The following is a 23259-nucleotide window of genomic DNA, read 5'->3' as shown; positions in this document are numbered from 1 at the left end:
TGTCTCCGGACGGGCGCTTTGTGTCTCTGCCCCCGGTTTCCCACTCGTCGCAGGAGCATGCCATGAAGTCGATCACCGTCACCGAGCTCGCCGAGCGTTCGAACACCCCGCTCATCGATGTCCGCGAGGTGGATGAGTTCGCCGCAGGACACGTCCCCGGCGCCGTCAACATCCCGATGTCCGAGATCGGAAACCGCCTCGAAGAGCTTCCGGCAGAGTCGTTCGACGTGATCTGCCAGGCCGGCGGACGCTCGGCGCGCGTCGTCGAGGCGCTCGAAGCGCGCGGCTACGACGCGACCAACGTCGAGGGTGGAACGGGCGAGTGGATCGCCCAGGGTCGCGATGTCGAGGTGCCGTCGGCGTGACCACGCTGACCCTCATCGGCAAGCCCGACTGCCACCTGTGCGACGTCGCGTCCGAGATCATCGACTCCGTGGTCGCCGAGCTCCCTGACGCGGCTGCCGAGCGCATCGAGATCGTCGAGGCGTCGATCAATGACGACCCCGCGCTCTACGAGCTGTGGTGGGAGAAGATCCCGGTCGTCCTCATCGACGGGGAGCTGCACGCGCACTGGCGTCTGTCGGCCGATCGGCTGCGCGATGCCCTCGAATCCGCCGTGCAGCACGATGCACTGGAGAAGGAAGCGCGATGATCCGTCACGTCGTCACCTGGAAGCTCGCCGCAGTCGATGCGGCGACACGATCGGAGCAGGCCGCCGAGGTCGCCCGCAGGCTGAACGCGCTCGACGGCGTCGTGCCACAGCTTCGCTCGATCTCTGCGGGCGCGAACGTCGCGTATCCGGACGCGAACTGGGATGTCACCCTCGTCGCGGACGTCGATTCGATCGAGGCCCTCGAGGAGTACCAGGTGCACCCGGCTCACGAAGAGGTCGTGGCGTACGTGCGCTCGGTGGTCGCGTCGCGCGTGGCCGTCGACTTCGAGGTCTGAGCAGTCCGTCTGCAGCTGTCGATCCGACGGGAGCCGGCGGAGTCATGGGAGAGATCACCTGGCGCGATGTGATCGTCGTGTGGGCGAGGCCCTCTGACCTTCAGGGGTTCACCGAGACCGACGTCGTCGCGATGGGGCAGCGGCAGGTCGACCGCTTCCGCGAGCTGACCGGCAGCCGGGCCCAGGGGTTTCTGGCGGGGAGGGCACTGATCCGCGACCTCGTGGGCAGGATCCGAGGCTTCGACGAGATTCGGCTCTCCAGCCGCTGCGCCCGATGCGGCGCGGATCACGGCCCGCCGCGCTCCGCCGGCGTCTCGCTCAGCGTGAGCCACGCCGAGGACCTGGTCGTGGTGGCGGCGACAGCGGGGTCGGCCCTGCTGGGCGTCGACATCGAACAGGCGGCAGCCGATGGCCGCCTCGACGGGTTGGGGCGGCTGTTCCCCGACGGCAGCGCTCCGGATCTCGCGGCGTGGACGCGCATCGAAGCGGCCGTCAAGGCGGACGGTCGCGGCTTCGAGATCGAGCCGTCAGAGGTGCTCCTGCACCCGCAAACCGGCGGCGAAGATCCGCGTGTGTGGTCGGCGACGCTCCCCGGGCGCTTGGAGCCGCTCGAGGTCACGACGCTCGTCGGGCCACCCGGACATGTGCTGAGCGTCGCCGTCGGCTGAGCCGCTGTCGTCAGCGCTGCGACCGTGCAGCGGGGAGTGCGGGCAACGGGAGCTCGTCGATCCAGGTCCGCACGAGGGCGCGCGCCTGGCCGCCGGCGACCTCGTCGACCAGTCCGAGGAAGTCGTCGCTCGTCACCGCGAGCCGAGCGAAGCGCGACGTCCACTCGCGCGTCAGAGCGAAGAACCGCTCGTCGCCGATCGTCAGACGCAGGGCATGGAGGGCGAGGGCGCCGCGCTTGTAGACGCGGTCGTCGAACATGTCGTTCGGGCCGGGATCCGAGAGCACGAGGTCCTGGGGGAGTGTGCGGAGAGCGGCGTGATGCATCAGTGCCTTCGCGTGGGCGGTGGGCCCTCCCGCGGCCTCGGACCACAGCCACTCCGAGTAGCACGCGTATCCCTCGTTCAGCCAGATGTCCTGCCAGCGGGCGACGCCGACGCTGTTGCCGAACCACTGGTGTGCGAGCTCGTGTGCGATCAGCCGCTCGCTCCCGCCCAGGCCGTCGACGTGGTTCGCTCCGAAGATGGCCATGCCCTGAGCTTCGAGCGGGATCTCGAGCGCGTCGGGGGTGACGACGATCTTGTACGACTCGTAGGGGTACGGGCCGAAGGCCTCGACGAACGTCTCCATCATCTGCGGCAGTGCGGCGAAGTCGGAGCGCACCCTCGGTGCGAGCGCCCGCGGGTGGAACAGGCGCCCCGGCGTCGCGCCGAGTGCGACCCTGTCGTCGTCGTACTGCCCGAGCTGCACGGTCATCAGATAGGTGGCCGTCGGCACGGGCTGGTCGAAGGTCCAGCGGGTGCGGCCCCGCTGCGTCGACCGGGTGGCCGCGCCGCCGCTCACGACGGTGTATTCGGGATCGGCGGTGAACTGCAGGCGATACGTCGCCTTGTCGGAGGGGATGTCATTGCAGGGGAACCAGGTCGGAGCGCCGGTCGGCTGCGACGCGACCAGCACGCCGTCCTCGAGCTCTTCCCAGCCGAGGAGCCCCCAGCGGGTGCGGCGGGGCGACGGAGCACCCGAGTACTCGACGGTGACGGTGAGCTCCTGACCGCTCGTGCGCTCGGCGCCGAAAGTCACCTTGAGTCGCCGGTCGTCCTGCCGGAACGACGACGCCCGGTCGCCGCTCACGCGCACCTTCGTGGCCTTGAGCCCGACGAGGTCGAAAGACACGTGCTTGGCCGACTCCTGCATCCGCAACCGGATCGTCGCGATACCCGTGAGGCGGTTCGTGGTCACGCGGTAATCGATGGCGAGGTCGTAGTGCAGCACCCCGTAGCGCCGATCGCCGCTGTGCGGGGTGTAGGGGTCGACGTTCATGCGTCGGAGGCCTGGTACGAGCGCACCTTGACGGCACGCCACGGACCGATCGGGTTGCCGCTCCACCTGCTGCCGACGGGCACGAACTCGCCGCGCATCACGAGCGACGCAGGGCCGACCGTCGCGTCCGCCCCGATCGTCGCCGCGGGGAGGATCACGCTGTGCGGCCCGAGGGTCGCACCGTTCTCGAGGGTCACTGCGTCGATGCTCATCACACGATCATGGAACAGATGCGTCTGAACCACACATCCGCGGTTCACGGTTGCGCCGTCGCCGAGCGTCACCAGATCGGGCTCGGGCAGCCAGTAGCTGTCGGTCCAGACGCCCCGACCGATCTTCGCTCCGAGTGTGCGCAGCCAGATGGCGAGGGCGGGAGTGCCGGAAGCCGCGTTCGCGAACCAGGGGGCGGCGACCATCTCGGTGAACGTGTCGGACACCTCTGTGCGCCAGACGAAGCTCGACCAGAGCGGGTGCTCTCCGGCGCGGATCGGCCCGACGATGATCCATTTCGCTGCTGTCGTGACGAGGGCGGCGATCGCGCCGGCGGCGAGCATGACGGCGCTCGACAGCACGACCGCCCATCCGAGCCCCCACGCGTCGACCACGGCGGCGAGCGTGAGCATCACGGCGAGTCCGATCGCACAGGTCACGAACACCGGGATGATGCGGCCCACCTCCCAGAGCGCTCGCGCGACGCGCAGACCGGTGCGGGGGCGATAGGTGCGCTCGAGGTCGGAGTCATTGACCACCCGACGCAGTCGAGCGGCGGGCGAGCCCAACCACGAGGACCCGGCCTTCGCTTTGGCCGGAGCGACGGACAGCACGGCCACCAGGCCGTCGCGGGGCACGTTGTGCCCACCGGCCGCCATGCCGGAGTTGCCGAGGAACGCGCGCTTGCCGATCCGCGCAGCGCCCAGCCGCATCCACCCGCCCTGCAGCTCATAGGTGGCGACCATCGTGTCGTCGGCGAGGAACGCGCCGTCAGCGATGGTCGTGAGCTTCGGGATGAGCAGCACGGTCGACGCCTCGACATCGCGACCGACGTCGGCACCGAGGGCGCGCAGCCAGAACGGGGTGAAGCTGCTGGAGTACAGCGGGAAGAGGAAGGTGCGGGCGGAGTCGAGCAGGCGTTCGGTCGTCCACGCCTGCCACGCGATGCGGGAGCGCACCGGGTACACCCCTTCGCGCAGGCCGATCGCGAGCACGCGCACGAGAACCAGCACGAGAGCGGCGAAGACCACACCCGCGAGCAGCACGGCGGGAACGAGCAGCGCCAGGATGCCGGGGATCGCGGCTGCGAGGGACTCAGCTCCCCGGATGCCGAGTGCCACCATCCAGGCCCCTGCGGCCAGCGAGACGACGGGCAGCAGGCCGAGGAATGCCGAGGATGCGGCGTAGGCCCACAGCCAGCGGGTGCGGCTCGGCGGACGACCCGCAGCGAACGGCTTCGAGACGCCGCCGACGCGTGCTGCGGGGGATCCGGCCCAGCGCTGCCCTGACCGCACGCGCCCGAACACGGCTGAACCGGGCGCGATCTCCGCGCCGCGGCCGATCTTCGTGCCGGGTGCGAGGGTGCTGCGCGCGCCGATCGTCGAGTCGGCGCCGATGCGGATGCCGCCGATGCGCACGGTGTCGCCGTCGATCCAGTACCCGGAGAGGTCGACCTCGGGCTCGATGGATGCCCCGGCCCCGATGTCGAGCATGCCCGTGATCGGGGGAACCGTGTGCAGGTCGACGTCCTTGTGGATGCGTGCGCCGAGCGCCCTGGCGTAGTAGACGACCCAGGGCGCGCCTGCGAGGCCCACCGGGTCGACCTGCTGCGCGATCTGCTCGGCGAGCCACAGGCGCAGGTGCACGCCCCCGCCCCGCGGGTGGTCGCCGGCTCGGAGGCCGGCGAGCAGCAGGCGGGCGGCGACCGCCGCGATGGTCATCTTGCCCAGCGGGGTCACGAAGATCACCAGGCCGACGATGATCGTCCACACCGGAACGGCAGGAAGGAACTCGAACCCGGGGGACAGACGCAGGATCCAGCTCGCGGTGAGCAGGAAGAGCAGCCAGCGGATGCCGGTGAACACGAACAGCGGCAGCCCTGCGATGGTCTGCACCCACTGCATCCGCCGCGGGGTCGGTGCCTGTCGACTGAAGACTCGTTCCGCCGTGTCTTCATCGTCGGCTTCGTCGTCGACGGCGTCGGCCATCTGACGCAGCCTCGGCAGGTCGTAGACGTCGGTCATCGTGAACTCGGGGGCACGGGTGCGCAGGCGCGAGACCAGCTGCGCGGCAGCGAGCGAGCCGCCGCCGAGCTGGAAGAAGTCGGCGTCCTCATCGCTCGGACGGACGCCGAGCACGGCGAACCACTGCTCGGCGAGCCAGGCCGCGGTGCCGGAGAGCGAGGACTCGCCTTCATCGCCGGAACCCAGGGGCCAGGGGAGTGCCGCCTTGTCGACCTTGCCGGAGGTGCGGACGGGCAGGTCGTCGACGGTCGCGAGCAGCGGAATCAAGGGAGCGGGCAGCATCTCGGCAAGCTCGCCGCGCGCCACCTGTCTGTCGAAGCCGTCATCGGGGACCACATAGCCGACGAGGATCGGCATACCGGCCTCGGTCCTCTGCACGACCACGGTCGCGGCCGAGACGGAGCTCAGCCCCTGCAGAGCCGCCTCGACCTCGCCGAGCTCGATACGGCGACCGCCGATCTTGACCTGGTCGTCGGCGCGGCCCTGGAAGATCAGGCCCTCGGGCTCGACGCGCACGACATCACCGGAGCGATAGGCCCGGCCCCAGCCGAGCGTCGGCATCGGGGCGTATTTCTCGGCATCCTTGACCGGGTCGAGATAGCGCGCGAGGCCCACGCCGCCGATGATGAGCTCGCCGGCTTCACCGTCGGCGACGCGCTGACCCTCTGCGTCGACCACGGCCAGCGACCAGCCGTCCAGGGGCAGGCCGATGCGCACCGGACCCGTGCCGTCCATGAGCGATGCGCACGCGACGACTGTGGCCTCGGTCGGGCCGTACGTGTTCCAGACTTCGCGTCCGTCGGATGCCAGTCGCGCGACGAGCTCCGGCGGGCAGGCTTCGCCGCCGAAGATCAGCAGGCGCACGTTCTCGATCGCGTCCTGGGGCCACAGGGCGGCGAGAGTGGGCACCGTCGAGACGACCGTGATGCCGTGCCCGAGCAGCCAGGGACCCAGATCCTCGCCCGAGCGGACCAGAGCCCTCGGCGCCGGAACAAGACACGCGCCGTGACCCCACGCGAGCCACATCTCCTCGCACGAGGCGTCGAACGCGACAGAGAGGCCCGCGAGCACGCGGTCGCCGGGGCCCAGCGGGGCATCCTGCAGGAAGAGGCGCGCCTCGGCATCGACGAAGGCTGCGGCGGAACGATGTGAGACGGCGACGCCCTTGGGCACTCCGGTCGAACCGGACGTGAAGATGATCCATGCGTCGTCGTCGACGGTGGGCGGGGCCACGACGGGCACCGCCGAGGTGCTCGGGTGCGGTGTCGCGCTGGTGAACAGCTCTCTCGCATCAGAGGTGTCTGCGGGGCGGTAGCCCGCGTCGGTGATCATGCCCACGATGCGTGCCTCGCGGAAGACGAGATCGGCCCGCTCCTGCGGGTCGTCTGCATCGACCGGGACGTATGCCGCGCCGGCCGCCATCGCGCCGAGGATCGCGATGTAGAGGTCGCGGCGACCGGATGTCATCCTGATGCCGACGCGATCCCCACGGCTCACGCCCTGCTCTCGCAGCACGGCGGCCGTGCGCCACACCTGCGCCAGAAGCTCTGCGTAGCTCAACGCGCCGTCGGCGTCTTCGACAGCCGATGCATCCGGATGCTGCTCGGTGGTGTCTCGGAGGATGTCGATCAGCGTGCGGGGGAGTGGTGCCTCGGCAGCGCGGTCGAGCGCCTCCTGCACGTCAGTTCTCAAGGAGGTCGAGAAGTGCGGCCTTCGACAGTCGCGAGTACCCGGTGCGGCCCTCGGCGCGGGCACGGGCACGGAGTTCGACGACTGTGAGATCGCTCAGCGCGGACGCGGAGGCGACCGCCGCCGGCTCGGTGGTCTTCGGGGCGGGAGACGACGGAACCTGGGGTGTGGTCGCTTCAGCCTTCGACGGCGAATCGTCCTTGGCGGCCGGCTTCTTCGCGGCCGGCTTCTTGGCGGCCGGCTTCTTCGCAGCGGACTTCTTCGCAGCCGGCTTCGTCGGCTCGGGCTGCGTCTTCTCGGGCTTCTCAGGCTTCTCGGGCTTCTCGGGCTCGGCCACCTTCGTCTCGCGCGCCTTCGACGCGGACTTCTTCGTGGCCTTCTTCTTGTCGGCCTTCGTCGGAGCCTGCAGACGCGCGGAGGCCTCGTGGAGGCGCTCGGTGGCGGCGGTGGCCTCTTTCGCGACCTTCTTCGGTCGGTCGGCGATCTTCTTCTTCGATGCGCTCGCCGCATCCTTCGCGTCCTCGACGAGAGGCTTGAGCTTCTTGGCCGCCTTCTTCGGAAGGGTCTTGATCAGCTTCTTCGCGTCCTTCGCGGCGTCCTTGGCGGCATCGATCGCTGCCTCGGCGTTCCGGTGGGCGGGGGTCTTCTTGGCCATGGTCGATCCTCCTGTGCGACCCGAGCGCGTCCGCCGGGTATTGGCAGAGAGGATACTCAGGCAAGGTGAACAATCGGTGCCGCACCGGCGTCGAGCCATGTCATATCCCGTCACACTTGCAACACAAATGTGATCCGCAGAAGGCAGTCGGCGACCGGTCGGGCCGGGTGGTGCATGTTTAGATGTTCTCCTACCCGTCCGTGGGCACTCACACCCTCGTCGTTCAGGAGCTGACATGCGCCGTCGCAACATCATCGCCGGGATCGCGCTCGCCGCGACCGCCACTCTCGCCCTCGCCGGATGTGCGACGGGCAGCGGAGACGCCGGCTCGGGTGAGCCCGCGGCCGGCGATGAGTACGGTCTCATCGAGGCGGGCACGCTGACGGTCTGCTCCGACATCCCCTACGCTCCGTTCGAGTTCGAGGGCGGCGACAACGGCACCGGCTACACCGGCTTCGACATCGACCTGCTCGACGCGATCGCCAAGGAGCTCGACCTCGAGCTCGCGGTGCAGGACGTCGGATTCGACGCGCTGCAGTCGGGCACCACGCTCGCCGCCGGTCAGTGCGACATCGGTGCATCGGCGATGACCATCACCGACGAGCGCAAGGCGAACATCGACTTCTCCGAGCCGTACTACGAGTCGCTGCAGTCGCTGCTGGTGCGCACCGACTCGGGAATCGAGTCGATCGACGACCTCTCCGGCAAGAACGTCGGCGTGCAGCAGGGCACCACGGGCGAGGCATACGCGACCGAGAACGCCGAGGGCGCCCAGCTCGTGCAGTACCCCTCCGACGGCGAGCTGTGGCCCGCGATGCAGGCCGGCCAGATCGACGCGATCCTGCAGGACCAGCCGGTGAACCTCGAGCACGAGAAGGCCGACAGCGCATACAAGATCGTCGAGGAGTACGAGACCGGAGAGTCCTACGGCTTCGCCTACGCGAAGGGCGAGAAGGATGCGCTGCGCGAGGCGATCGACGGTGCACTGCAGGATCTGCGTGACAGCGGCGACTACCAGACGATCTACGACACCTACTTCACCGCGAAGTAATCGGCGAGCGACGTAGGACAGGGAGACCTTGACAATGGCGTTGAGGCGCACCACGAAGAGCAAGCTGTACAGGTACACCGTCTATGCGGTGCTGATCGCGGTCGCAGTCTGGCTGATCGTCAGCACCGACTGGGCGCGCATCGCGCAGCTGTACTTCAACCCCGAGGTCGCGGCGAAGATGCTCCCGGGCATCATCACCACGGCACTCGTCAACACGCTGTGGTTCACTGCCGTCGCGTTCGCCGGTGGCCTGCTGCTCGGCATCGTGCTGGCGCTGCTCAAGCTGTCGAGCATCGGGCCCTTCCGGTGGATCGCGACGGCGTGGATCGAGCTGTTCCGCGGGCTTCCCGCGATCCTCACGATCTTCGCCATCGCCTTCATCCTGCCGATCGGCCTCGGTGTGCCGGGCACCAAGCTCGGTGGTCCCGTCGTGCTCGGACTGATCGGTCTGATCCTGGTGGCTTCGGCCTACATGGCCGAGACGATCCGCGCGGGGATCCAGGCAGTCCCGAAGGGGCAGACCGAAGCGGCACGCTCGCTCGGCATGTCGCCCATGAAGACGACGTTCTGGATCGTGGTGCCGCAGGGCTTCCGCATCATCATCCCGCCGCTGACGAACGAGTTCGTGCTCCTGCTGAAGGACACTTCGCTGCTCTTCGTGGCAGGATCCTTCATCTGGTCGAAGGAGCTCACGAACTTCGCGCGTGATGCGAGCACGCAGAACGCGAACGGAACGCCGCTGATCATGGCGGCGGCCCTCTACCTGATCGTGACGATCCCCCTCACGCGCTTCAGCGCGTACCTGGAACGAAGGATGTCGAGGCAGCGATGATCACCGATCTGATTGACGTCCACGCGCCGGCCATCGACCTGCAGGGGCTCGTGAAGAGCTTCGGCGACAACGAGGTGCTCAAGGGCATCGACCTCACCGTCACGAAGGGCGAGGTCGTCTGCATCATCGGCCCGTCGGGCTCCGGCAAGTCGACGCTGCTGCGATCGGTGAACCTGCTCGAAGAGCCCACCGGCGGCAAGGTGCTCATCGAGGGCATCGACATCACCGACCCCGATGTCGACATCGACCGGGTGCGCACGCGCATCGGCATGGTGTTCCAGAGCTTCAACCTGTTCCCTCACCTCGATGTGATGGGCAACCTCATGATCGCGCAACAGCGCGTGAAGAAGAGGTCCAAGGCGGAGGCCGAGAGAGTCGCGAAAGAGATGCTCGGTCGCGTCGGGCTCTCCGAGAAGGCAGACGCCTTTCCCGGGCACCTGTCAGGCGGTCAGCAGCAGCGCGTCGCGATCGCGCGTGCGCTGTGCATGAACCCCGACATGATGCTGTTCGACGAGCCGACCTCGGCGCTCGACCCCGAGCTCGTCGGCGAGGTGCTGCAGGTCATGCGCTCGCTCGCCGATGAGGGGATGACCATGTTGGTCGTCACGCACGAGATGGGCTTCGCTCGCGAAGTCGGATCGCGCCTGATCTTCATGGACGGCGGACACATCGTCGAAGAGGGCGACCCCCGCGAAGTGCTCGCCAACCCGCAGCATCCGCGTACACAGGACTTCCTGGCGCGCGTGCTCTGATCCTCCGATCACCCGCGCATGCAGAGACCCCCTCCCGCTGATCCAGCAGGAGGGGGTCGCCGTGTGAAGTGAGGAGCGGGAGGTCAGTCGAGTTCGACGACTGTCGCCCCCGGTGCGTTGGACTTGACCGACTCGACGCCGTTCTTCGCGGCGGACCGTGTGGTGTAGCTCTCGCTCGACGCGATCACCTCGCCGTTGCCGGCCTTCAGACGGAACCGGTGACCACCGGCACTGTCGGTGTACAGCTCGAACTTGCCTGCCATGAGGAGTCCTTTCTCTGCCGAATCGAGGGAGAGGTGCCCCTCGGGGATCACGGTATCCCGGAGTACTGGCCAGGGCTAGTGCGAGTCAGCCGCGCGGATGCACGGCGACAGGCTCGGGTGCGACCGCGATGCGCACGCGATCACCGAATGCCGGGTGGATGCCGGGGGCATGCTGCAGCCGCACGAGTTCGCCCGACTCCGTGCGTACGAGCGTGCGGCGCATGCTGCCCAGGAACGTGCTCTCCTGCACGAGCGCGTCGGTCGCGGCATCCGCCTCGGACGCGAAGTGCACGTTCTCCGGGCGCAGGTAGACGTCGACGGGTCCGTCAGCCGGTGACCGCAAGGGGAGCTTCTGCCCCCACACCACGACATGGTCGCCCTCGGCGACGCCCGACACGACGCTCGAGAGGCCGACGAATGCGGCGACACCCGCGGTCGAGGGCGTCGTGTAGAGCTGCTCGGGTGTGCCGATCTGCTCGACGGTCCCTGCGTTCATCACGGCGATCCGATCGGAGACGGCCAGGGCCTCCTCCTGATCGTGCGTGACGAACACGGTCGTGATGCCGAGGCGAAGCTGGATGCGACGGATCTCGTCACGCAGCTGCACGCGCACCTTGGCATCGAGGGCTGAGAGCGGCTCGTCGAGCAGCAGCACCTTCGGCTCGGTGACCAGAGCGCGGGCGAGCGCCACTCGCTGCTGCTGACCGCCCGAGAGCTGATGCGGGAAGCGGTCGGCGAAGTCGGCGAGCCCCACCAGGGCCAGGGCGTCGAGAGCCCGCTTGGCTGCCTCGGCCTTGCCCACCCCGCGGCGCCGCAGCCCGAACGCGGTGTTCTCCGCCACGCGCAGGTGCGGGAACAGCGAATAGGACTGGAAGACCATGCCGATGTCGCGCTTGTTGGTCGGCACCCGCGAGACATCCCCGCCGTCGAGCAGCACGGCTCCGCTGTCGAGACCCTCGAGCCCGGCGAGCACCCGCAGCAGAGTGGTCTTGCCGCAGCCGGAGGGGCCGAGCAGAGAGACGAACTCACCCGGCGCGATGTCGAGGTCGACGCCGTGCAGCACCGTGTTGCCCGAGTAGCTCTTCACGATGCCCTGCAGCTGCACGCGAGTTCCCTCGCCGGCCTCGGCGAGCAGCATGTTGTCGGCGGTGTCGGGGAGAGTCATGGGCGGGCCTTTCCGTTGCCGCGAGCGAGGCGGCCGATGAGCAGGAGCAGAAGGAAGACGAACAGCAGCGCCAGCAGGGTGAAGATCGCGGGAGCGTAGGCATCCTGCTTCTGCACGACGACCATGGCCGTCTGGAACACCTGGCGGTTCAGGAGGGAGGCGATCGTGAATTCTCCGAGCACGACGGCGATCGAGATCAGCGACGCCGCCAGAAGTCCCTGTCTCAGGTTCGGTGCGAGCACCGTGAGCACGACGGTCGGCCAGCTCGCACCGAGCGATCGTGCGGCCTCGGCGAGGGTCCGCATGTCGGCCGCGTCGATCGAGGCCTGGATCGAGCGGTACGCGAACGGCAGCACCGTGATGCCGTAGGCGAAGGCCAGCGTCCACGTGCCGGTGCCGAGTGCGCGCCCGATCTGCAGATAGATCGGGGCGAGACCGACGACCAGCACGATCGCGGGGATCGAGATCGGCAGCAGCACCGCGAACTCGAACACGGGCCTGAGCTTCGCGAATCGCAGGTTCACCAGGATCATCGTGGGTGCGAGCAGCAGCAGCACGATGGCCACCGTCACGACGGCCAGGATCAGCGAGTTGCCGAGACCCATCCAGATGGGCTTGATCGCTGCCGACTTCTCGGGGTCGAACAGAGATGCCCAGCGCTCGATTCCGAGAGTTCCGTCTGCCTGGCGCAGCGTGTAGAGGAACGTCGAGACCAGCGGGATGGCGAAGAAGGCGCCGACGACGATGCCGATGATCCAGCGGGTCGCGAGAGAGGGACCGAGACGGTTCATGACTGCCACCTCGCGGCTCGTCGTTGGATGAGCGAGTACAGGGCCATGACGACTCCGACGATCACGATCATGCCCAGCGCGAGCGCGCCGGCCAGGTTCTCCCGGCCGAGCACGGTCTCGCTGGTGAGCGCTGCGCGGATCTGCAGCGGGACGATCTGCGCGCCCTGGCTCGCGAGTGCCGCGGCCGTGGCATACGACGAGAACGCGTTCGCGAACAGCAGCAGCAGGCTCGCGAGAAACGAGGGGGCCAGCACCGGTATGCCGATGCGCAGCCAGAAGCTGGAGCTGGTGCCGCCGAGCGTGAGGTTCGCCTCGGCCCACTGCGGCTTCAACGCCGCGAGGGCGGGCATGAACGTGATCACCATCAGAGGGATCTGGAAGTAGATGTACGGCAGGATCAGTCCGGGCAGTTCGTAGAGCCAGGTGCCGTTCGCGAAGATGTCGACGCCGAAGGTGTCCTGCAGGAACAGCTTGAGCACTCCCTGGATGCCGATCGTGGCGATGAAGGCGAAGGCGAGCATCACGCCACCGAACTGCGCCAGTACGCCGGCTGCGGCATCCACGGTCGATCGGACGGCGCCGTCGGGGTTCATCCCGAGCAGGGCATAGCAGACGAGCGCTCCGACGATCGCGCCGACGACCGCGGTCAGAAGCGACAGCCCTGCGGAGTTCGCGAACGTCGCGAGCACGACGGGGTCGCCGAGGGCCGAGACGTTCGACCAGGTGAACGATCCGTCCTTCGTGAAGAAGCCCGAGCCGATCGCGAGGATGGTGGGCACAGCGAGGAAGAGCACCACGTAGGCGGCGAAGGGCACGAGACCGAGCCAGGCCGCGGACGGCGCCGAGCGCCGGGGCCCCGACATGACGGACCCGGCGCCGGCCGTCGTGGTGGCAGTGGTCACTGGACCGCCGCTGCCCACTTCTCACCGAGCAGAGTGCCGGCGTTCGTCGACTGCTCCTCGGTCGGGACGACCGTCTCGCTCGGGACCTCGGGAAGAGCCGCGGCCAGGTCGGCGTCGATCGTGCCGGCCTCGGTCATGGCCTCCATGCGAGCCGGGCGAGCGCCGCCCTTGAGCCACAGGTTCTGCACCTCGTCGCTGTAGAGGAACTCCTGCCACAGGCGTGCCGCTGCCGGGTTCGGGGCATCCTTGTTGATCGCCTGGTTGTAGTAGCCGGCGTAACCGGTGCCGTCGAAGACGACGACCTCCCAGTTCTCGTTGTCGGCCTTGTGCGACGCGTTCAGGTAGTCCCAGTCGAAGACGACAGGGGTCTCGCCGCTCGCGACGGTCGCCGTGGTGACGTCGACCTTGAGCAGGTTGCCGGCCTTCTGCATGTCGGAGAAGAAGTCGATGCCCGGCTGGAAGTCGTCGAGCGTGCCGTCGGACTGCACCGTCGCGAGGCCCACCGCGGCGAAGGCCGCACCGGCCTGCGTCGGGTCGCCGTTGATCGCGACGGCGCCCTTGTAGGCGGCATCCTTCAGGTCATCGAGCGACTCGGGAGCGTCGAACTTCGACGAGTCGTAGCCGATCGACATGTATCCGCCGTAGTCGCCGACGAAGAGTCCGGTCGGCTCCTTGAGAGCGTCGGGGATCTCGTCCCACGTCTGCACCTGGTACGGAGCGAACACGTCGGTGTTCTGCAGCGCGACGGTCAGGCCGAGGTCGAACACGTCGGGTGCGGTGTCGAGCCCCTCGTTCGTCTTCGCCGCCTGGATCTCTTCCGCGCTCGACACGTCGGGCGATGCCTCGTTGATCGTGATCTCGGGGTACTTCTCGGCGAAGAGGTCGAGGATCTCGCCGTAGTTGGCCCAGTCGCGCGGAAGGGCGATGACGTTGAGCTGGCCCTCGGCCTTGGCGGCCTCTTCGAGGTCGGCGAAGGATCCGAAGTCCTCGACCGAGGTGGCTGCTGCGGCGTCGACCTCGTCGCTGCCGGCGGCCGGGGCCTCAGCGCCCGTCGCGCACGCGGTGAGGCCGAGCGCAGCGGTGGTGAACAGGGCGATGCCGGCGCCGATGCGCGCGCGGCGGTGGAAGTTGGTCATCAGGGTCCTCTCGGTGCCCGGCGCAGCGCGCCGGATTCGGGTTGTGAGAGGACACTATGAGCCGCGGGTTGCCGATCATCGCGGCTCCGGTGAACGCGAGATGTCCGGGTCGTGGCGGGTCAGGCCACCGCGGCGTTCGAGGCGCCGCGCAGTCTGACATCCTGGACGGATGGACATCGGTGGGATGCTGGGGCTCGAGCAGCTCACCTGGGGAACCCTGATCCTCATCGTCATCGCGGCGTTCGCTGCGGGGTGGATCGACGCGGTCGTGGGTGGCGGCGGGCTGCTGCAGCTCCCCGCGCTGCTGCTGATCCCCGGCATCACGCCGATCCAAGCCCTGGCCACCAACAAGCTCGCCTCGGTGTTCGGCACGGCGACGAGCAGCGTCACCTACTATCGGCGCGCGAAACCCGACATCCGCACGGCGCTGCCGATGGCCGTGATCGCACTCGCCGGATCGTTCGGCGGGGCAGCCGTCGCGACGATCCTTCCTGCCGCGGCCTTCAAGCCGATCATCGTCGTGGCGCTGCTCGCCGTGGCGCTCTTCACGGCGGTCCGGCCGCAGATGGGTGCGGCCACGCGGCTGCGATTCAGCGGTCACAAGCACCACATCATGGCCGGGCTCTCAGGTCTCGTGATCGGCTTCTATGACGGGCTGATCGGACCGGGGACGGGCACGTTCCTGGTGATCTCGCTCGTCGCGCTGCTCGGATACGACTTCCTGCAGGCGAGTGCCAAGGCCAAGATCGTGAACCTCGCCACGAACACCGGTGCCCTGCTGCTGTTCATCCCGCACGGCGCCGTGCTGTGGCTGCTCGGCGGCATCCTCGCGGTCGCGAACGTCGCAGGGAGCTACCTCGGCTCGCGCATGGCGATCTCGCGCGGCACGACGTTCATCCGCGTCGTGTTCCTCGTCGTGGTCACCGCTCTCATCGCCAAGCTCGGCGTCGACGTCTGGAACGAGAACATCGCCCCGGCGCTCGCCGCCCTGCGCTGAGCATCCGTCCCGGCGGGTGCGCCTCGTGAGTCCGATTGCGTTTCGCACGTCCGAATCGGAGGGATCCGGACGTCTCAGGCGCAGGTCGACTCGTCTGGCGCACGGCGTGGAGGCTGCGAACGCGAAGAGGCCCCCTCCTGCGTGAGCGGGAGAGGGCCTCTGGGGCGGCGAGGGTCAGGCCTCGTCGTCCTCGGGCTCGAAGTCGACGCCGGCCTCGGCGCGCTGCTCGGGCGTGATCGGAGCGGGCGCGGCCGTCAGCGGATCGAAGCCGTTGCCCGACTTCGGGAACGCGATGACGTCGCGGATCGATTCTGTCTTCGCCAGGTGCTGCAGCACGCGGTCCATGCCGAGCGCGATTCCGCCGTGGGGCGGTGCGCCGAACTTGAACGCGTCGAGCAGGAACCCGAACTGCTCCTGCGCGACCTCGTCGCTGATGCCCATGACCTCGAACACGCGCTTCTGCACGTCTTCGCGGTGGATGCGGATCGAGCCGCCACCGAGCTCCGAGCCGTTGCACACGATGTCGTACGCATAGGCGAGGGCGGAACCGGGGTCGGTGTCGAACGTGTCCTGGAACTCCGGCTTCGGTCCGGTGAACGCGTGGTGCACTGCGGTCCAGGCTCCGGCGCCGACGGCGACGTCACCCGATGCCACGGCATCCGCTGCCGGCTCGAACATCGGAGCGTCGACGACCCAGGTGAAGGCGAACTCGTCGGGGTTCAGGTAGCCCAGCCGGCGGCCGATCTCGACGCGTGCGGCGCCGAGAAGAGCGCGGCTCTCCTTGGTCGATCCGGCGGCGAAGAACACGCAGTCTCCGGCGGATGCACCGATGAACTCGGCGAGTCCGGCCTGCTCGGCCTCGGACAGGTTCTTGGCAGCGGGGCCGCCGAGCGAGCCGTCCTCGTTGAAGAGCACGTACGCGAGACCGCGGGCGCCGCGCTGCTTGGCCCAGTCCTGCCATGCGTCGAGCTGCTTGCGCGGCTGGCTCGCGCCGCCGGGCATGACGACGGCACCCACGTACTCGGCCTGGAACACGCGGAACGGGGTGTTCGCGAAGTACTCGGTGGCCTCGACGAGCTCGAGTCCGAAACGCAGGTCGGGCTTGTCGGAGCCGTACTTCGCCATCGCGTCGGCATAGGTCAGGCGCGGCAGCGGGGTCTGCACCTCGACGCCGATCGTCTTCCACATCGCCTGGATGAGCGACTCCATCAGCGTGATGACGTCTTCCTGGTCGACGAAGCTCATCTCGATGTCGAGCTGCGTGAACTCCGGCTGACGATCGGCTCGGAAGTCCTCATCGCGATAGCAGCGAGCGATCTGGTAGTACTTCTCGACGCCGCCGACCATGAGCAGCTGCTTGAACAGCTGCGGCGACTGCGGCAGCGCGTACCAGCTGCCGGGGTGCAGGCGAGCGGGCACGACGAAGTCGCGGGCGCCCTCCGGAGTCGATCGGGTGAGCGTCGGCGTCTCGACCTCGGTGAAGTCCTCGCCGTGCAGCACGTCGCGGACGGCCTTGTAGACGTCTGAGCGCAGGCGCAGAGCGGATGCCGCGGCGGGGCGACGAAGGTCGAGGTAGCGGTACTTGAGACGTGCCTCCTCGCCGACCGTCTCGGTCTCGGCGACGGCCGTCGACACCTGGAACGGCAGGGGAGCGGACTCGTTCAGCACGACGACGTCGGTCGCGATGAGCTCGATCTCGCCGGTCGGCAGGTTCGGGTTCGCGTTCCCGTCGGGGCGACGGGAGACTTCGCCGGTGACCTGGAGGACGAACTCGTTGCGCAGCGGGTGCGCGACCTCTTCATCGCGGATGACGACCTGGGCGATGCCCGTGGCATCCCGAAGATCGATGAACGCGACTCCTCCGTGATCACGACGGCGATCGACCCAACCCGAGAGGGTGACGGTCTGACCGATTTGCTCGGCTCGCAGTGAGCCTGCCGAGTGGGTGCGAAGCACGGAGGATTCCTCCTGATCTGGGAAATGATGAACCCGCCCATTCTACGGGGGCGGTGTCGCCTCCTCCGTCGGTGGCATATCGGTCAGTAGGATCGCCACGACAGCCGCTCGACCAGCGAAAGGGTCATCATGGACTCCAACGGCATCTCGGATCTGTACGCATCGATCTTCTCCGGCACGACGGGGCTCATCGCGCTCGTCTTCTACGTCCTGGTCGTCATCGGCCTATGGAAGGTGTTCACGAAGGCGGGATACCCCGGCATCCTCGCGATCATCCCCTTCGTCAACGTCGTGTTCCTCGTGAAGATCGCGGGGATGTCCGGCTGGCTCGCGCTGCTCTATCTCATCCCGATCGTGGGATTCATCTTCGGCATCATCGTCGCGATCAAGCTCGGCGAGCGCTTCGGCAAGGGCGGGCTCTTCTCGTTCTTCCTGCTCTTCGTCTTCCCCTACATCGGATATCTGATCATCGGATTCGGCGAGTCCCGCTACCGCGCGGTCTGACATGGTGGCGTCACGACTGCACCTCGTCCGACACGGTGAGGTGCACAATCCGAAGCGCGTGCTCTACGGCCGGCTGCCCGATTACCACCTCAGCAGGGCCGGGCGAAAGATGGCGCAGGCGGCCGCCGATCACGTCGCCTCGCTCGACAGGCCGGTGGCAGCGCTGTACTCGTCGCCGTTGGAGCGTGCACAGGAATCTGCCGAGCCGTTCGCGACCCGATTCGACCTGGTGCCCGAGATCGACATCCGCATCATCGAGCCGACGAACGTGTTCGAGGGCACGCAGATGCGACGCTCGCTGATGAACCCGCTCAACTGGTGGCACCTGCGCCAGCCGTCGCTGCCGAGCTGGGGCGAGCCCTACGCGTCGATCGCCGAGCGGATGCTGGGCGTGATGACAGAAGCGTGGCGAGCGGTAGACGGCGGCGACCTCGTGATGGTGTCGCACCAGGCACCGATCTGGATCACCCACCTGCGGGTCGCGGGTCTGCCGCTGCAGCACGACCCCCGCACCCGTCGCTGCGCGCTGTCGAGCGTCACGTCGTTCGAGCTCGTGGGCGATGTCTGGCGCGAGGTCGACTACGCGGAGCCCGCGGCGACGGGTGGCGCAGTCGATGTCGGGGCCGTCTGAAGTCTGAGCCAGCGGCTCCGGTCGCAGTGATGGTCGCTCCCCGAGTCGGGAAGCGACCGTCACTGCGCTGCGGCGAAGGTGCTCGCGATCACGGAGCCATCAGCGACTGGATGACACCGACTGCCGCCAGCTGACCGGCGGCGGCGGCCAACAGCACCGATGCCATCGGGCCGGGAAGCGACGCCCGGTGCGCGAGATCGCCGGCGGCGAAGACTCCGGGCGCAGACGTGCGGCCGAAGTCGTCGATCTCGATCGACCCGGACGGCAGCAGGTGCAGACCGAGCTGATCGGCGAACGGTGCGCGGTGGCGCAGCGAGCCGGATGCCACGAAGACGCCGGCCACGGTCTGCTCATCGTCGCCCGCGCTGACCCGCACCCCGTCGGCGTCGGATGCGACAGCGGTCACGAGCCCCGCGTTGACGCGGGCGCCCAGACTCTCGAGCGACTGCCTCTCATCGGTCGAGAACTCCTGCTCGACGGGGAAGACGGTGATGTCTGCCACGATCCGACCCAGGAGCCCGATCAGATGCTCGGCCCGAGGCGCGGGGCCGAGGATGGCGATGGAGCGCCCCGCGTGCTCGTGGCCGTCGCAGAACGGGCAGCTGAAGGCCTTCACGCCCCACAGGTCCTGCAGGCCTGGTACGGGCGGGAGGTCGTCGGCGACACCGGTCGCGAGGATGACGCTCTTCGTGTCGACAGAAGCTCCGTCCGCGAGCAGCACGGTGAACGCGCCCTCCCCACCCGTGACCGTCTGTGCGCCGACGTCGCGGATCTCGACATCCGCGTACTCGGCGAGCTGAGCGCGCGCCGTCGAACGGAACTCCGCCGGGGGAGTTCCGTCGTTCGCGACGACGTTGTGCATGTGGAGGACGGTGCCGTTGCGGTACTCGCCCGAATCCAGAAGCAGGGTGGGCCGATGCATCCGCCCGAGGGTCAGTGCCGCCTGGAGGCCGGCGGGGCCTGCTCCGATGACGATCGCGTCGTACATGTGGGGTCCTTCCGAGGTGCGCGTTTGCGTTTCCCGTCAGTCTGTGACTTCATGTTGACATGAAGTCAAGTGTCGAGAGTTCCTGGTCCGTCGGCGAGGTCGCGGCGCGCTTCGATCTGCCCACGAATGTGCTGCGGCACTGGGAGGCGGTCGGGCTGCTGCGCCCGGCTCGCGACTCGGCGGGGCGACGTCGGTACGGGCAGGACGAGGTCGTGCGCATCGCGGTGATCCAGCGCAGCAAGGCGGCGGGCATGAGCCTCGAGCAGATCGGCGTGCTGCTCGACGACGGAAGCGGGGGTCGACACGAGGTGCTGCAGCAGCACCTCGACGACCTCGATCGCCGCATGGAGGACATGCGACGGTCGCGAGAGATGACCGAGCATGCCATGGGATGCCGCGCCCACGACATCGCGACCTGTCCGCGGTTCCGGGCGAGCGTGGACGACGTGCTGGCACGGCTCTGAGGGGTCCTCCGCGCCTGGCCGCATCCGGCCCATGCATAGGAACCCCCGCGTAAACTGGGAATCGTGCCACTCGCCTCGACGGTTCGTCCGATCCGCAGCGGCCGCTCCTCCCGCATCCGGCCTTCTCGCCGCGCGGTCGGTGCCGCGCTCGCCGCGGTACTAGCCATCGGTCTGAGCGCCTGCGCTCCTGATCCCGTGAACGATTCGTTCCTGAGCGGTGACAACCCCGGTTATGTCGCCGCCGACGGAGCGATCGTCGAGATCCCCGTCGCCGAGCGCGGTGAACCCGTCGTCGATTTCGGCGGCGTGACCGAGAACGGCGACGACTTCAGCAGCTCGGAGCTCGCGGGCAAGGTGACGGTCGTCAACTTCTGGTACGCCGGCTGCGCACCGTGTCGCCTCGAGGCGGAAGACCTCGAGAGCGTGTGGCAGGAGCACGGCGGAGACGACGTCGCCTTCCTGGGGATCAACACCCGTGATCAGGCCGACACGGCCAAGGCGTTCTCGGCGGAGTTCGGCGTGACCTACCCGAGTCTCATCGATGTCGACACCGCGGAGGCGAAGCTCGCCTTCGCATCGTCGGTGCCGATCCAGGCGACGCCGACCACTCTCGTGCTCGACAAGCAGGGCCGGGTCGCCGCACGCATCATCGGGCCGATCGACGGCACCTCGATCCTCTCGACGCTCGTCAAGGACGCGCTCGCGGAGGACTCGTGAGTCCCTCAGGAGCGGCGTGAACCCCGAAGCCATCATCGGATCGGGAGCCCTGTGGCTCGCGATCCCCGTCGCGATGCTCGCCGGCCTCGTCTCCTTCCTGTCGCCCTGCGTGCTGCCGTTGGTGCCCGGCTACCTCGGATTCCTCGGGGGAGCCGTCACTCCTCGCCGGGGGGCGAACACCGCCGACGGCACCGCCGTCTCGACGGTCGAGGCTCCCGCCCGTAGTCGACTCGTGCTCGGTGTGCTGCTGTTCATCCTGGGTTTCACCGTCGTCTTCATCCTCTACACGGTGCTCAGCGGCACGTTCGGCGTCTTCTTCCTCCGCTGGGGCGACCTGATAACGCGCATCCTCGGAGTCTTCATCATCGTCATGGGCCTGATCTTCCTGGGCGCCTTCGGGTTCGCGCAGCGAGAGATCCGGTTCCACGTCGACTCCAAGGTGGGCATCATCGGCGCACCTCTGCTGGGAATCGCGCTCGGAATCGGCTGGGCCCCCTGCATGGGGCCGACGCTCGGCGCGATCATCGCTCTCTCGTTCAATGCCGGCGACCCGGTGCGCGCCGGGTTCCTCGGCCTCGCCTACTCGCTCGGCCTCGGCATCCCGTTCCTGCTCGTCGCCCTCGGTTTCGGCTGGGCCACGAAGACGGTCGGGTTCCTCCGCCGTCACATCCGCATCGTGAACATCATCGGCGGCGTGCTGCTGATCGTCCTCGGCGTGCTGATGGTGACCGGGCTCTGGACCGACATCATGTCGCGACTCACGGTGGTGATCGGCAGTGTCCCCCTCCCGTTCTGATGAGAACACGACGCATCGGAAGGATGACGTGAGCAGCACTACCGAGAGGTCCAGCGATCCGCTCCGACCGTCAGACCACGTCGACGGTGAGGAGTCGATCACCCAGCCGCGCCTCGGCTTCGTGGGCTGGCTGCGCTGGGGCTGGCGTCAGCTGACCTCGATGCGCACCGCGCTGATCCTGCTGCTGGTGCTCGCGATCGCGGCGATCCCCGGCTCGATCTTCCCGCAGCGGATGGCCGACCCCAACGGCGTCACGGAGTGGGAGCGCAACAATCCCGATCTGTTCCCGGTGCTCGACTCGCTGAAGCTCTTCGACGTGTATCTGTCGCCGTGGTTCTCGGCGATCTACCTGCTGCTGTTCGCCTCGCTGGTCGGCTGTGTGATCCCGCGTATCCGGCACCACGCGAAGGCGCTGCAGGCACGCCCACCCCGCACTCCCGCACGACTGAAGCGGCTCGCCGACTTCCGCGCGGTCGATCGCGCATCGACGGATGCGCCCGCCGACGCTGCGGCCACGATCGACATCGCGACGAAGCAGCTCAAGGCTCTCGGATACCGCGTGGAGCGCTACGACTCGGGTCGCACGTCGTCGGTCTCCGCTGAGCGCGGGTACTGGCGCGAGACCGGCAATCTCCTCTTCCACCTCGCCCTCGTCGGTGTGCTGATCACCGTGGGAGTCGGAGGCGGGTTCGCCTACACCGGCCAGCGAGTGCTGGTCGAGGGCGAGACGTTCGCCAACACGCTGCTCGACTACGACTCGATGAACCGCGGCCGCTTCGTCAGCGACGGCGCTCTCGCACCGTACTCGATGCGCCTCGACAGCTTCGACGTCACCTACCAGCCCTTCGGCGAGCCCGGCTCGGGTCAGGCGGGCGACTTCTCGGCCAACGTCACCGTGCAGGAGAACGGCGAGGAGCGCACCGGCTCGGTCAAGGTCAACGAGCCTCTCGGCGTCGCCGACGACAACGTCTTCCTGCTGGGCAACGGGTACGCCCCGACGATCACGGTCCGCGACCCCGACGGGGAGGTCGTGTTCACGAACAGCACGCCGTTCCTGCCGCAGGACAACAACATGACCTCGCTCGGCGTCATCAAGATCCCCGACGGGCTCAGCGAGCAGATCGGTCTGGTCGGCTTCTTCTATCCGACCACGGGTGTGCTCGACACCGGCGCGTTCTTCTCGGGCTTCGGCGATCTGACCAACCCGACCCTCACGCTCGACGTGTACACGGGCGATCTCGGCATCAACGAGGGCGTGCCGCGTTCGGTCTACGTGCTCGACACCTCGGACATGACGAAGGTGACCGGACGCACGACCGATCTCGAGTCGATCGAGCTGGCCCCCGGTGACACGGCTGACCTGCCGAACGGACTCGGGACCGTGACCTTCGAGGATGAATCGCCGGCGGGGGCCACCGACGCCTCGCAGTCGGTCAAGCGCTTCGCCTCGCTGCAGATCCACCGTGACGCGTCGGGGCCGTGGGTTCTCGGCTTCGCGCTTCTCGCGCTCGGCGGACTCATGCTCGCCCTGTTCATCCCCCGGCGCCGAGTGTGGGTCAAGGCGACGGCTGAGGATGGTGTCGTCTCCCTCGAGTACGCGGGTCTCGCACGCGGCGAGGACCCGACTCTCGCGACGGCTGTCGACGACCTGGTCGCCGGCCATGTGCGTCTGATGGACGCCGCGGGAGTGACGACGCCGGTGCCGACCGTCATCGATCCAGACCAGGCTGAGACGGCGTCCGAGAACGTCCGCGAGGGCGGCCCCGAGCGCCCCGCATCCGACACCCCGAAAGTAGACTGAC

Annotated in this window: 24 protein-coding genes; 14 read left to right on the top strand and 10 right to left on the bottom strand. The window is 68.2% G+C overall.

From position 1 onward, the window contains the following. Positions 1-62: 62 nt before the first annotated feature. From QMA07_RS02865 to QMA07_RS02850, 4 genes are read left to right on the top strand one after another with little or no spacing between them, the layout of a single operon-like run. On the top strand, positions 63-365 hold the full coding sequence (locus QMA07_RS02865) for a rhodanese-like domain-containing protein (protein WP_140036271.1): 303 nt from the start codon (positions 63-65) through the stop codon (positions 363-365). Next, positions 362-652 carry a glutaredoxin family protein gene (locus QMA07_RS02860; RefSeq protein WP_290159870.1) on the top strand — a complete coding sequence of 97 codons (291 nt, stop codon included), beginning with the start codon at positions 362-364 and terminating at the stop codon, positions 650-652. Before QMA07_RS02865 ends, QMA07_RS02860 begins: the two co-directional genes overlap by 4 nt. Then, a complete protein-coding gene (locus QMA07_RS02855) occupies positions 649-948 on the top strand; it encodes a Dabb family protein (protein WP_290159868.1) in 300 nt (99 codons plus the stop codon). The genes QMA07_RS02860 and QMA07_RS02855 overlap by 4 nt, the downstream gene beginning before the upstream one ends. Positions 949-992: 44 nt before the next feature. Beyond that, entirely contained in the window at positions 993-1616 is a 624-nt protein-coding gene (locus tag QMA07_RS02850; protein ID WP_290159866.1) for a hypothetical protein, read from the top strand. Positions 1617-1626: 10 nt separating this feature from the next. Here QMA07_RS02850 and QMA07_RS02845 read toward each other — a convergent pair whose 3' ends face one another. The 3 genes from QMA07_RS02845 to QMA07_RS02835 are packed head-to-tail and all read right to left on the bottom strand — an operon-like array spanning position 1627 to position 7512. Beyond that, positions 1627-2934 carry a M1 family metallopeptidase gene (locus QMA07_RS02845; protein WP_290159864.1) on the bottom strand — a complete coding sequence of 436 codons (1308 nt, stop codon included), beginning with the start codon at positions 2932-2934 and terminating at the stop codon, positions 1627-1629. Further along, the gene (locus tag QMA07_RS02840; protein WP_290159863.1) at positions 2931-6860 is read right to left on the bottom strand and encodes a Pls/PosA family non-ribosomal peptide synthetase; all 3930 of its coding nucleotides are present in this window, start codon (positions 6858-6860) and stop codon (positions 2931-2933) included. The genes QMA07_RS02845 and QMA07_RS02840 overlap by 4 nt, the downstream gene beginning before the upstream one ends. Continuing rightward, positions 6850-7512 carry a hypothetical protein gene (locus QMA07_RS02835; RefSeq protein ID WP_290159862.1) on the bottom strand — a complete coding sequence of 221 codons (663 nt, stop codon included), beginning with the start codon at positions 7510-7512 and terminating at the stop codon, positions 6850-6852. The genes QMA07_RS02840 and QMA07_RS02835 overlap by 11 nt, the downstream gene beginning before the upstream one ends. A 235-nt stretch (positions 7513-7747) precedes the next feature. Here QMA07_RS02835 and QMA07_RS02830 point away from each other — a divergent pair, with 235 nt between their 5' ends. Genes QMA07_RS02830 through QMA07_RS02820 form a run of 3 tightly spaced genes read left to right on the top strand, consistent with a single transcriptional unit; the run spans position 7748 to position 10147 of the window. Then, positions 7748-8563, top strand: a complete 816-nt coding sequence (locus QMA07_RS02830) for a transporter substrate-binding domain-containing protein (protein WP_290159860.1) — start codon at positions 7748-7750, stop codon at positions 8561-8563. Between the two features lie 34 nt (positions 8564-8597). Next, a complete protein-coding gene (locus QMA07_RS02825) occupies positions 8598-9395 on the top strand; it encodes an amino acid ABC transporter permease (RefSeq protein WP_290159859.1) in 798 nt (265 codons plus the stop codon). After that, the gene (locus QMA07_RS02820; RefSeq protein ID WP_290159857.1) at positions 9392-10147 is read left to right on the top strand and encodes an amino acid ABC transporter ATP-binding protein; all 756 of its coding nucleotides are present in this window, start codon (positions 9392-9394) and stop codon (positions 10145-10147) included. The genes QMA07_RS02825 and QMA07_RS02820 overlap by 4 nt, the downstream gene beginning before the upstream one ends. 83 nt (positions 10148-10230) lie before the next feature. On the opposite strand, the gene QMA07_RS02815 is transcribed toward QMA07_RS02820, so the two are convergent. The 5 genes from QMA07_RS02815 to QMA07_RS02795 all read right to left on the bottom strand — a co-directional run bounded on the left by QMA07_RS02815 (position 10231) and on the right by QMA07_RS02795 (position 14404). Then, positions 10231-10410 (bottom strand): YegP family protein, encoded by a 180-nt coding sequence (locus QMA07_RS02815; protein ID WP_241794483.1) that lies wholly within the window; start codon positions 10408-10410, stop codon positions 10231-10233. 85 nt (positions 10411-10495) lie between these two features. Further along, the gene (locus QMA07_RS02810) at positions 10496-11575 is read right to left on the bottom strand and encodes an ABC transporter ATP-binding protein (protein ID WP_290159856.1); all 1080 of its coding nucleotides are present in this window, start codon (positions 11573-11575) and stop codon (positions 10496-10498) included. Continuing rightward, entirely contained in the window at positions 11572-12366 is a 795-nt protein-coding gene (locus QMA07_RS02805) for an ABC transporter permease subunit (RefSeq protein WP_290159855.1), read from the bottom strand. Before QMA07_RS02805 ends, QMA07_RS02810 begins: the two co-directional genes overlap by 4 nt. Beyond that, the gene (locus QMA07_RS02800; RefSeq protein WP_290159946.1) at positions 12363-13229 is read right to left on the bottom strand and encodes an ABC transporter permease; all 867 of its coding nucleotides are present in this window, start codon (positions 13227-13229) and stop codon (positions 12363-12365) included. Before QMA07_RS02800 ends, QMA07_RS02805 begins: the two co-directional genes overlap by 4 nt. Positions 13230-13264: 35 nt before the next feature. Next, on the bottom strand, positions 13265-14404 hold the full coding sequence (locus tag QMA07_RS02795; RefSeq protein ID WP_290159853.1) for an extracellular solute-binding protein: 1140 nt from the start codon (positions 14402-14404) through the stop codon (positions 13265-13267). A 169-nt stretch (positions 14405-14573) separates the two neighbouring features. Here QMA07_RS02795 and QMA07_RS02790 point away from each other — a divergent pair, with 169 nt between their 5' ends. Continuing rightward, entirely contained in the window at positions 14574-15401 is an 828-nt protein-coding gene (locus QMA07_RS02790) for a TSUP family transporter (RefSeq protein WP_290159851.1), read from the top strand. A gap of 174 nt (positions 15402-15575) precedes the next feature. Here QMA07_RS02790 and aspS read toward each other — a convergent pair whose 3' ends face one another. After that, the gene (gene aspS / locus QMA07_RS02785) at positions 15576-17357 is read right to left on the bottom strand and encodes an aspartate--tRNA ligase (protein ID WP_290159849.1); all 1782 of its coding nucleotides are present in this window, start codon (positions 17355-17357) and stop codon (positions 15576-15578) included. A 129-nt stretch (positions 17358-17486) separates the two neighbouring features. Here aspS and QMA07_RS02780 point away from each other — a divergent pair, with 129 nt between their 5' ends. Both QMA07_RS02780 and QMA07_RS02775 read left to right on the top strand, forming a co-directional pair. After that, positions 17487-17861 (top strand): DUF5684 domain-containing protein, encoded by a 375-nt coding sequence (locus QMA07_RS02780; protein ID WP_290159847.1) that lies wholly within the window; start codon positions 17487-17489, stop codon positions 17859-17861. Position 17862: 1 nt separating this feature from the next. Continuing rightward, positions 17863-18492 (top strand): histidine phosphatase family protein, encoded by a 630-nt coding sequence (locus QMA07_RS02775; protein WP_290159845.1) that lies wholly within the window; start codon positions 17863-17865, stop codon positions 18490-18492. Positions 18493-18580: 88 nt separating this feature from the next. Here QMA07_RS02775 and QMA07_RS02770 read toward each other — a convergent pair whose 3' ends face one another. Continuing rightward, the gene (locus QMA07_RS02770; RefSeq protein WP_290159843.1) at positions 18581-19480 is read right to left on the bottom strand and encodes an NAD(P)/FAD-dependent oxidoreductase; all 900 of its coding nucleotides are present in this window, start codon (positions 19478-19480) and stop codon (positions 18581-18583) included. A gap of 59 nt (positions 19481-19539) precedes the next feature. On the opposite strand from QMA07_RS02770, the gene QMA07_RS02765 reads away from it, so the two are divergent. The 4 genes from QMA07_RS02765 (at position 19540) to QMA07_RS02750 (ending at position 23258) form a co-directional block, all read left to right on the top strand. Beyond that, entirely contained in the window at positions 19540-19944 is a 405-nt protein-coding gene (locus QMA07_RS02765) for a MerR family transcriptional regulator (RefSeq protein ID WP_290159841.1), read from the top strand. A 63-nt stretch (positions 19945-20007) separates the two neighbouring features. Next, complete coding sequence (locus QMA07_RS02760; protein WP_290159839.1) at positions 20008-20661, top strand: TlpA disulfide reductase family protein; 654 nt, start codon at positions 20008-20010, stop codon at positions 20659-20661. A 16-nt stretch (positions 20662-20677) separates the two neighbouring features. Continuing rightward, positions 20678-21457, top strand: a complete 780-nt coding sequence (locus QMA07_RS02755) for a cytochrome c biogenesis CcdA family protein (RefSeq protein ID WP_290159837.1) — start codon at positions 20678-20680, stop codon at positions 21455-21457. A gap of 28 nt (positions 21458-21485) precedes the next feature. Beyond that, positions 21486-23258, top strand: coding sequence for a cytochrome c biogenesis protein ResB (locus tag QMA07_RS02750; protein WP_290159835.1), 1773 nt, complete (start codon positions 21486-21488; stop codon positions 23256-23258). The last annotated feature ends 1 nt before the right edge of the window (position 23259 follow it).

Source organism: Microbacterium sp. APC 3901 (genome assembly GCF_030407765.1).
Lineage (GTDB): Bacteria > Actinomycetota > Actinomycetes > Actinomycetales > Microbacteriaceae > Microbacterium.
Note: the sequence above shows the minus strand (reverse complement) of the source record. Positions and strands in the feature narration are given on the sequence as shown.

Coding starts and splice junctions, on each gene's coding strand:
- QMA07_RS02855 (WP_290159868.1), top strand. CDS start 649: ATGATCCGTCACGTCGTCACCTGGAAGCTCGCCGCAGTCGATGCGGCG.
- QMA07_RS02850 (WP_290159866.1), top strand. CDS start 993: ATGGGAGAGATCACCTGGCGCGATGTGATCGTCGTGTGGGCGAGGCCC.
- QMA07_RS02780 (WP_290159847.1), top strand. CDS start 17,487: ATGGACTCCAACGGCATCTCGGATCTGTACGCATCGATCTTCTCCGGC.
- QMA07_RS02825 (WP_290159859.1), top strand. CDS start 8,598: ATGGCGTTGAGGCGCACCACGAAGAGCAAGCTGTACAGGTACACCGTC.
- QMA07_RS02845 (WP_290159864.1), bottom strand. CDS start 2,934: ATGAACGTCGACCCCTACACCCCGCACAGCGGCGATCGGCGCTACGGG.
- QMA07_RS02835 (WP_290159862.1), bottom strand. CDS start 7,512: ATGGCCAAGAAGACCCCCGCCCACCGGAACGCCGAGGCAGCGATCGAT.
- QMA07_RS02810 (WP_290159856.1), bottom strand. CDS start 11,575: ATGACTCTCCCCGACACCGCCGACAACATGCTGCTCGCCGAGGCCGGC.
- QMA07_RS02830 (WP_290159860.1), top strand. CDS start 7,748: ATGCGCCGTCGCAACATCATCGCCGGGATCGCGCTCGCCGCGACCGCC.
- QMA07_RS02770 (WP_290159843.1), bottom strand. CDS start 19,480: ATGTACGACGCGATCGTCATCGGAGCAGGCCCCGCCGGCCTCCAGGCG.
- QMA07_RS02800 (WP_290159946.1), bottom strand. CDS start 13,229: ATGTCGGGGCCCCGGCGCTCGGCGCCGTCCGCGGCCTGGCTCGGTCTC.
- QMA07_RS02820 (WP_290159857.1), top strand. CDS start 9,392: ATGATCACCGATCTGATTGACGTCCACGCGCCGGCCATCGACCTGCAG.
- QMA07_RS02815 (WP_241794483.1), bottom strand. CDS start 10,410: ATGGCAGGCAAGTTCGAGCTGTACACCGACAGTGCCGGTGGTCACCGG.
- QMA07_RS02775 (WP_290159845.1), top strand. CDS start 17,863: ATGGTGGCGTCACGACTGCACCTCGTCCGACACGGTGAGGTGCACAAT.
- QMA07_RS02805 (WP_290159855.1), bottom strand. CDS start 12,366: ATGAACCGTCTCGGTCCCTCTCTCGCGACCCGCTGGATCATCGGCATC.
- QMA07_RS02790 (WP_290159851.1), top strand. CDS start 14,574: ATGGACATCGGTGGGATGCTGGGGCTCGAGCAGCTCACCTGGGGAACC.
- QMA07_RS02765 (WP_290159841.1), top strand. CDS start 19,540: ATGAAGTCAAGTGTCGAGAGTTCCTGGTCCGTCGGCGAGGTCGCGGCG.
- QMA07_RS02795 (WP_290159853.1), bottom strand. CDS start 14,404: ATGACCAACTTCCACCGCCGCGCGCGCATCGGCGCCGGCATCGCCCTG.
- QMA07_RS02865 (WP_140036271.1), top strand. CDS start 63: ATGAAGTCGATCACCGTCACCGAGCTCGCCGAGCGTTCGAACACCCCG.